At 39.9% G+C, this 7,663-nt stretch carries 7 protein-coding genes and 1 tRNA gene; all 8 read right to left on the bottom strand.

All coding sequences use genetic code 11. From position 1 onward, the window contains the following. Positions 1-340 precede the first annotated feature (340 nt). The gene (locus MD536_RS20665) at positions 341-868 is read right to left on the bottom strand and encodes a hypothetical protein (RefSeq protein WP_239603689.1); all 528 of its coding nucleotides are present in this window, start codon (positions 866-868) and stop codon (positions 341-343) included. A gap of 194 nt (positions 869-1,062) precedes the next feature. Beyond that, complete coding sequence (locus tag MD536_RS20660; RefSeq protein WP_239603687.1) at positions 1,063-1,782, bottom strand: hypothetical protein; 720 nt, start codon at positions 1,780-1,782, stop codon at positions 1,063-1,065. Positions 1,783-1,937: 155 nt separating this feature from the next. Further along, positions 1,938-2,585, bottom strand: a complete 648-nt coding sequence (locus MD536_RS20655; protein WP_239603685.1) for a hypothetical protein — start codon at positions 2,583-2,585, stop codon at positions 1,938-1,940. A gap of 232 nt (positions 2,586-2,817) precedes the next feature. After that, complete coding sequence (locus MD536_RS20650; RefSeq protein ID WP_239603683.1) at positions 2,818-3,312, bottom strand: DUF7000 family protein; 495 nt, start codon at positions 3,310-3,312, stop codon at positions 2,818-2,820. Between the two features lie 256 nt (positions 3,313-3,568). Further along, positions 3,569-4,084: a hypothetical protein gene (locus tag MD536_RS20645; RefSeq protein ID WP_239603681.1), complete on the bottom strand. Its 516-nt coding sequence runs from the start codon at positions 4,082-4,084 to the stop codon at positions 3,569-3,571. A 222-nt stretch (positions 4,085-4,306) separates the two neighbouring features. Beyond that, positions 4,307-5,350: a ligand-binding sensor domain-containing protein gene (locus MD536_RS20640; RefSeq protein WP_239603679.1), complete on the bottom strand. Its 1,044-nt coding sequence runs from the start codon at positions 5,348-5,350 to the stop codon at positions 4,307-4,309. A gap of 331 nt (positions 5,351-5,681) precedes the next feature. After that, complete coding sequence (locus tag MD536_RS20635) at positions 5,682-6,962, bottom strand: tyrosine-type recombinase/integrase (RefSeq protein WP_239603677.1); 1,281 nt, start codon at positions 6,960-6,962, stop codon at positions 5,682-5,684. 549 nt (positions 6,963-7,511) lie between these two features. After that, positions 7,512-7,585 (bottom strand) — tRNA-Asn (locus MD536_RS20630). Positions 7,586-7,663: the final 78 nt, after the last annotated feature.

Genomic DNA, 7,663 nt, shown 5'->3' with positions numbered 1-7,663 from the left:
ATTTTGTCCGGCTTAGCAAGCTGAAGCAATTGTTCCGGGCCAACTTAAAAGGACCTTTTGATTTAAAAGTTAGGGCAACCACCGACACCATAACACGTGTACAGCCGGCGTTGAATTACCGCTAACGGCCAGGTATTTGCGAAGGCTGGGGAATAAACTTCCGTCGGCCCGGCTACCTTAAGCTAAATTTTTAAATGAAAGTTGATGGTTTGCACATAGCTAAATAGTTATTCGCCTGCCCGATATGAAGCCAAATTGAAAAACAAAAAGTTGAATCAAGGCTTCCGTCCGCCCAGCTTTTGCAAATACCAATGTTGTAGGCAGCCTTTTCACGCTAGAACTATTTTTCTTTACTGAAAAAAATACTTTCTCCGCTATCTGGGTCGCCAACAATAAATTCTATTCTATATCCTGAAAAATTTCTGTCAATATGAGCTGTTGTAAACCCTTTGTCACACTGAAAGGAAAGTTCATTAAACTTGAATTGCCAGTCAACAAAATATTTCCCAGTTTCACAGACATTTATATTTGGTGTTGGTGTTAAATAAAATGTCCCGTCATTTTTGAATTCAAGAGTATATGAATGATATTGGTTAGTTGAAATAAGACTATTTGCGTCAGTGATATGATAAACGCCAACAAGGTCTTTATCCGTAGGTTTTTTAGTGAACTTGTCATGCGAAAATTCGTAAAGAATAACAATAGCAACTATCCCTATTGGAATACTCATAAAAATGAGCCCTTTCGTTGTAGTTGAATTTCTTTTATCTTTTTTTAAAAGACCTACAAACAAAATGATTATCCCAACTATGAAGACAATTGCTAATAGTAAAATCAGGAAAATAAAGAGGATGCTTATTCCATTCATGGTCTGTATCTAAGGTTGCCTACAACGTTCAGGTATTGGCGAAGGCAGGGGCATTACTAACGGCCCGCTCGGCCAACCGATATTATATTTACAAATGTTCATTTATAATTCCAATAGCCTAATAGAAATCGTGACCAGCCTGGACATATGCTCATCAATGATCTACTGTTGAAGTTTCCTCGTCCCGCCCTGCTTTAGCCAATACTTTTGTTGGTAGCAGTGCTTTTTGTCCAACTGAATGTTGCGTCTCTCGTCAGGTAAGCCTTTTCAATTGCAAGGTCGTTACTAAACGTGTCAATGATGGTTTGTAAAAGTTCCTGCTTGTTGTATGTTCCTTTTGTTCGTCTAACGTCAACGTAATGTTCTCTTGCTAATTTCTCTGTCAACTCATGAACGGTTGAGATTACTAAAGTGTTGCCCAAATTTTCAGCAATCTTGATAGCCGTTATGAAAAGTACAATTCCACTCACCGCAATTTTCCATTCATAGAATAAAGCACCAAGTGACAATAAAAAAACAAGTGCAAATGTCAATGCAAGCCAGCTTGGATAGGTCAAGATTTTAATGTCTATGCCAACAGCCCTTTTGAATTTCTTTGCTTTTTGCGGACGGTCACGACTTGGAAACAGGTCTGAAAGTTTAGTGGCAAGCTGGATATTGTCACGGCTCATTTGTTGTGTCGAAGCAATAGCTTCACGAACTCGATAAAAAGCTTGCTGTTTAGTGCAGTCGTCACGATTTTCGTAGTTAGTGTGGTTTTCAAACACGTCGCACAGGTCGCCAAATGTCTTGATATGGATGAATGCGTCCCTGTTGAACTTCATGCCGAATGACTTTTCAAGTTTTACAACGACGTCAAAGATGTCTTCGTCTTCGTAGTCGTTCAGTTTTGCTATAGTATCGAGGTCTGTCATAGCATTGCTACCAACGGAACAGGCATTTCTGCAGTAGCGGAAATTAATGTTTCGTCAGCTTAAATTTATTGGTTAGTTAAATAGAATTACAATTGTTCAGCACTTATTCTTCAGCCGCTATTGCAGAAATGCCATGTTGCCTGCAGTTAAAGTCGTCATGTGGCAGCTACTTGTAAATAATCTTCAATCCTTCCGTCAACAACAGTCAACTTCTCTGGGTCTGGATAGTTAGAGTTGTTTAGTAAGTTCCATTTCTCTTGTCCTGCAATTACCCGTGTTGGCTTTATTTTCTTACCATAGCTGAATGTCTCCAATAGAAGAATTTCGTTATTCAGCCCACGCCCCTCCACAACTTCAAATTTGTCGGACGGAAATTTTCTATTTGGATAAAAGTCTTGACCGCCAAATGAGAAAACTTTGTTGTCTGGAAGCTGAAAAAGGTAATGAACGCCTTCGTCCTCATGCTCTTTCAGTTCATAATACAAGTCGGAGTTGACCTCAACGACTGTCACAAGGTTCTTGTTTTTTAAAAAGGCAATACTTTTTCTCTCTTTCTGCTGTTTCAGGTATTCCTTGCCGGTCACCCAAGCACCAATTCCAATGTAAATGACCACAGTTGCAACTAAAAGAAGCACCTTACTTGTCGAGTCCATTTTGAAGTATGCGAAAGTGCCAACAACAAAAACAAGCAGTGTCCAGAAAAACAAGAACCGCTTTTGACTTTTGAAGTTCCTGTCTAACTGGTTTAGTCGCTTGTCAAGGATTTTTAGCTCTTTGTCTTTTAATGGTCTTTGCAGTTTCAAGGTGTCTGAATTGATTGCAGGCAACGGCGGCAGCTTGGCGATGGTGGGGAACTTGAAACCCGCTCGCCCATAACTACCGCTAATTATTCATCTGTTGTTGAATTTAAATTACCTAAGGTTCATTTTATTCTTCCGCTAAAACTGATGCCTGGTTATATTCTACTGCCGGTTGCTTATCACGTCCGCCCCACTAGTGCCAAACTGCACTGTTAGGTGCAGGTTTTTATTTTATTTATGTCAATTTACTTTTTTTTATATCTTCAATTATTTCGTCTGTAATAGAAATTAATTTATTCTCTATTTGTTTTGATAGTTTATCCAAGTCGTTAAAGTTTGGCTTGTCAATTAGCACTGTTTCAAGAATTGAATATTGAGGTCTTGTTGTTCTTTCTTTATTCCACTTTGTCGATTTAAAGTATTCCCAATATTTTTCTTGAATTGGGATTGTCTGTCCTAACAGCCAAATTTCAAACTGCATTTTTCTATGGTTCAGTACAAGTCCCATTTTCAGCTTTCTCTTTTTTAAAAAGTCGTTTGTGTAATAAAAATATGTATAGTCCATATAACCTTGAAAAAGACTTCCGAATGAATATGCGTCTGCAAGGTTGTTTGATAAATTTGTTCCAAGTCTTGTTACATATTTAACAAGTCCAACATATGCTTCTTGAATGTCACCTTTTTCAAGTTGCTCTTTGTATTTGTCAACGAAATAATTTAAGTCTTTCATTTTAATTTTAAGTCATTACTTGTTTATGGTCGATTTTCGGGTGGTCGGGTTAACTTGCACCTAACGGCGGCAGCTTGGCGATGGTGGGGAATTTATGTTCGTCCGCCTGTACTACCGCTGATTATTGATTTACTATTGATTTTTACTTAAAAGAGCCTAATAGAGACTATCCGTTGAAATTGATGCCGATTTAATTTCTGCCGCTCATCCTTGACCCGTCCGCCCCACTAGCGCCAAACTGCTCTGTTAGTGGCAGTCATTCGTCCTCTTGGTGGTCACCCAACATTTCATTTTGATAGCCAACAATTTCCACATTTTCTAAGGTACTTAATACATCAATTAACTCACCTCCCTGTTCATAGTGCTTCAGCCTAAATGTGGTGTTTTTGTGAGTATTTTGCCGTATCACGACTTGCAATTTTTCTTTAGGCTCTCCAAAAGCATTTTTTAAATCATTGCAGTAAACCGTCTTGATATGTCGTTTTGGAATGTCAATGCTGATTTTCTTTCCAGTAATTAAAACGCTCTTTTCCTCAAATAGTAAAATGGCAGGTTTGTGCAGTCTTGACCGATAGTAAAGAGGCACAACAATAAGAAGTCCGATAAACGAAAAGGACGATAATACTTTAAATGAATTCGGAACTATTAAAATGTAATATGCGGTCTGCATCTCCGACGAAGACTTAGAGTTTGTCGCTGGATACATAACCACATAAAATATGAATAAAAAAACAAAAAGGAAAATCATAAGGCCGTAAAGAAAACTACTCACTATAGGTATTTTTTGACGTATGAGTATTTCAAATTCTTTGGGTGTTTCCATTGGAGGGTTTCTGATTGCCACTAACGGGCAAAGCATTGGCGAAGTAGGGGGATTCCTTGCACGTCTGCCTGGTTAAAGATACAATGATGACTAGAATTGCCAATGCTCATTTCCCCACGTCTGCCCCCTATTTTGCCAATGCTATGTTATCGGTAGCTCTTCTTTCGTCAGTCATAGTGCGAATCTATTAAATGTTTTCCCGTCAAACTTAAATGCTCCGTTTTCGTGTGTTCCAAGCCATAGGTGGCCTTTATTATCTTTGTAAATGCTGAATAAAGTTATGTTTTTGGAATTATCTTGAACAGGATAATGTATGACATTCGCTCCATCGTATTTCCAAACTCCATCAAGATAGGTTACAAACCACAAATTGTCATTGTCATCTCTCACTGTTGATAGATATTCGTCCAAATTGCTGTTCTTTATTCCATCCAAACTGCCTATGCTTTCGTGTCTTGTATAAAACTTATTGCTTTTTAATGTTATGTTGTCGTAAATACTATAACGGTTTTCGGTATTGAACCAAAAGTCACCATTTTTATCTTCCGTAATAGAACGCACACCGTTTGCTCCCTCGTTACGAAATTCGGTCACATCTTCTTCGGTTATCCAATCAAACGATTTTCCATCATATCGGCAAACACCAACAGGGTTTGTGCCAAACCAAATATTGCCTTTTATGTCTTTATAAATACTGTAGACTCCAAAAGGATTGGGCAGATTTGGTGGCTCAGGCAACTGCAATTTATGTAAAGTTTTGCCGTCATACCGATAAACGTAATTTTCTAAATCGTAGGTATGTTTAAACCATAAATCTATGGATGTAAGTTGCCAATCATTGCTGGGAATTGGAGCTAATGTTGTAAATGTGTTTCCGTCAAACTTAACAATGGTCGGCTTTGGATAAAAGCTGGCGAAGTATATATTGCCAGATTCATCTTGTTGTATTTCATCAACTCTATTGTTTGGCAAACCGTGCTTTGTTGTGTAATTAATCAATTTCGTTCCATCATATCTATAAACTCCTGTTTCCCAACTTCCAAACCAATAAATATTTTTCTTGTCTTGATAAACGACCATTATGTTACTGCCGAGTTCTTTTACCGTGTCACCTTTTAAAAATTGGTCACTGTTACCTTTTTGATAAGAGGACTGACCGTTGCACGATGTCAAAACTGTCAATATGCTTAAGAAGATTGTTATGTGAAATTTCATTGTATGTCTATATGTTAGATGTGTTGTCATAGAGTTACCGATAACGCGTTTATTTACGCAATTAGACGAAGTTCGTTAAAAATTAAATGCCTCATTATCAATCACCTTCTTCGCGTTGAGGCGGATTGTGGTTGCGCCAATACAATTTTGGGGTGGGGGCGCGTTGAGGTGAATTGTTTGCCTATTTAATTGTTTCCCGTTTGCGGTCTCCTTTTTTCCGTATCCTGTATCCCGCCTCCTGTATCCTGTTTCCCGTATCTTGTCTTTTGTTTTCCTTTCCTCCGTTTTCCTTTCCTCCTTTCCCCCTTTTCTCCATTCTTCCCTTCCCCTTTCACCATTCCACACCGCCGCGACGGATTAAATCATCAAACGGACTAATAATATTTACCAACTGCTTCTTGCTTACATGCAAGTACCGCTCCGTTGTTTTGATGTTGAAATGACCCAGCAAATCTTTGATGTAACGGATATCCACACCTTTGTCCAGCAAATGTGTCGCAAAGCTGTGGCGCAAACTGTGTACACCAACCTCCTTCATGATGCCCGCCCGCTGCTTCGCCTGGTGAAAGATCTCCTGAACCGTTCGGGTGGAGTAAGCGGTTCCCGTCTGCTCTGATTCAAATAAGTATTCTTTCGGGCGCTTGTCCAATAGCTGAATGTACTTCCGCAAAATGTCCAGCAAAACCGGACTCAAATTCACATACCGATCCTTCTTCCCTTTCGCCCGCTCCACAAATAATTGCATCCGGTTCGCATCAATATCTCCTAACTTCAATCGTACCAATTCACTTACCCGCAACCCCGCACTGTAAATCGTAAACAACATCGCCTTGTGCTTGCGATTTTCTAATGCATTGAACAAGCGGGCTAACTCATCCTCATTTAATAATTTGGGTAACTGAGAGGGTTTCTTGGGCCGCGAAATCTCAAAAAACATCCGCTCCCGCTTCAATACCTGCTCATAATAAAACTTCAATGCATTGATCCGGCTATGGATCGTATGCTCACTTAACTTCAACTCCGTAAAACAATAAGCCAGGTAATCTTTGATCCGGTCGGCAGTCATTTCATCTGCCCGATGCTTTCCTAATGTATGGTAGTAAACTCCTAGTTCATTTAAATAGGTCCGAATGGTACTGGGACTATACGCCTTTAATATCAATTCCCTTTTCGTTGCTTCCAGGGCCTGCTGATTCTCTAGCGATAACCGGCTTTTGGGTAAGTACGATCTGGTTTGTTGTGCCGGTGGCGGTAATTCGGCTATCCCTTCCGGTTTTTCATTGCTAGCCACACGAATCGCTTCCTGCAACTCCTCCGGTACTACCTTTTTTTGCAGAAATAGATCCAATGCCTGGCGGTCTAAACCCAGCCTATCGCCTACCAACTCCTCTAATCGCCGGAACCACACTGCACTCATCGGCCCATACCAACATCTGTGGGTCCTGGACCACTGAATTCCTAACGGTCGTAAGATTGTTAGTAGTACCCGATCATCCGGGAAATATAGGGCGATCCGATCAGCCCCCCGGTGATGCATACCCGAAAGGTAAATCTGACGAACCCATACCAATTCCCATTTCTCCTCATGGCCAAGCCCACTTGCATTTTTCATAACCCCACATTTTCTCTACTTGTTCAACAAGCTAGTAAATCAAGGTTATTCCTGTACGTACTTCAAAAAAATTCAGCTAAAACACGGTTTTCTTTTAGATGGGCTTTTGGGTTGTTGGCTGGCTGCCAATGCTTCGCCACCTGAGTCCCATTTCAGGGATCAAAGGATAAGTGCCTAAACATAAAATATTCCGGGCAACTTTGCAAGGGTTAAGAGATGTTTTATCAATAGTTTTTTATAAATTCAGTAACTAGAATTTTCCTCCACTGATTGTCCTGGATGAATTGATTGTATTCGCGTAAGGCCTGAATTGCTTTGCGGAAGTTTCAGAAGAAAAATAGTTGCTTGGATTGATTTCGAAACCTATCTCTGAACGATTACTGAACGATTCACTGACGGTTCACTGACGATTGCAGAACGATCAACTAACGATACCTGAACGGTACTTGTTGACTGAATGGACGGTCAACTTATGCCGAATGGACGTAGAATAGCACCCGAATGGTACTCTAATAAAAAAGCAACTACTTGTTGTAGCTGCTTTTTTCGCTCCCCCTGCTGGACTTGAACCAGCGACCCTCTGATTAACAGTCAGATGCTCTAACCAACTGAGCTAAGGAGGAAGTTGCCTTTTTAAACCAGGCCGGTTTCCCTTTTGGGGAGTGCAAAAATAGGGATTTTTGCATTGGTACAAAATTTTT

Source organism: Flavihumibacter cheonanensis, assembly GCF_022352215.1.
In the GTDB taxonomy this organism is placed as follows: Bacteria; Bacteroidota; Bacteroidia; order Chitinophagales; family Chitinophagaceae; genus Flavihumibacter; species Flavihumibacter cheonanensis.
The sequence above is the reverse complement of the archived record's forward strand: the minus strand, read 5'-3'. Positions and strand labels throughout refer to the sequence as shown.